The following is a 565-nucleotide window of genomic DNA, read 5'->3' on the forward strand; positions in this document are numbered from 1 at the left end:
ATCGCCAGTTTGTCACGTAGGTTGTAGTAAGCCGCGCCCATTGCCGTAAACGGAATTTGGAAATGGCGGCCTCCCGGGAAGGAGTAATGTTTCAAAGCCGCAAACGCGTCAAAGCGTTCTGCGTGTCCGGTCAGAGCTTCTGCCAGCAACTTGCCTGCGAGATGAGTACACGTTACACCGTGACCGCTGTAGCCTTGTAGGTAGTAAATGTTGTCTGCAAACGAGCCAAATTGCGGCATGCGTGAGTAAGTCAGCAAGAAGTTACCCGTCCAGGTGTAATCAATCTTGATGCCTTTCAATTGTGGGAAAACTTTTTCCATCTTCGGACGGATCAGTGATTCGATGTTTTCTGGGTCACGTGCACCGTAAACCACGCCACCTCCGAACAACAAACGCTTGTCGGCGGTTAAGCGGAAGTAGTCAAGCAAGTAGTTACAGTCTTCAACGCAGTAGTCACTGGTCAGCACTTGTTTTAGCTGCTCATCACTCAAAGGCTGAGTCGCCACCACTTGTGTGCCACACGGAATCGCTTTGTTGCTGATGTTTGGTGCCAAACCACCAAGGT

The 565-nt window shown here is 50.4% G+C and carries 1 protein-coding gene; it reads right to left on the reverse strand.

The window, feature by feature from the left end:
- The coding region (locus tag R8O10_RS26735; protein ID WP_318192164.1) for an FAD-binding oxidoreductase at positions 1-565 on the reverse strand (565 nt) is incomplete at both ends.

It is taken from the genome of Vibrio sp. 1727, from assembly GCF_033344415.1.
Classification (GTDB): domain Bacteria; phylum Pseudomonadota; class Gammaproteobacteria; order Enterobacterales; family Vibrionaceae; genus Vibrio; species Vibrio alginolyticus.